At 47.8% G+C, this 230-nt stretch carries 1 rRNA gene; it reads left to right on the forward strand.

From position 1 onward, the window contains the following. Positions 1–142: 142 nt before the first annotated feature. Positions 143–230, forward strand: a 5S ribosomal RNA gene (gene rrf / locus O2Q26_RS19010); the annotation flags it as partial.

Below are 230 nucleotides of genomic sequence, written 5' to 3' on the forward strand. Positions count from 1 at the left end.
GAGGTGGAAGCGTGGTGACACGTGCAGCTGACGGATACTAATCAATCGAGGACTTAACTATATATCAACCTTCGTGAAAAGGTTACGATTGTGAACATGTCCGATGTCTTATCCAGTTTTGTGGGTTCACCTCAATCAACGATGTAGTGGCGACAGCGAAGAGGTCACACCTGTTCCCATGCCGAACACAGTAGTTAAGCTCTTCAGCGCCTATGGTAGTCGGGTTTACC

Source organism: Halobacillus campisalis (assembly GCF_030345335.1).
In the GTDB taxonomy this organism is placed as follows: domain Bacteria; phylum Bacillota; class Bacilli; order Bacillales; family Halobacillaceae; genus Halobacillus_A; species Halobacillus_A campisalis.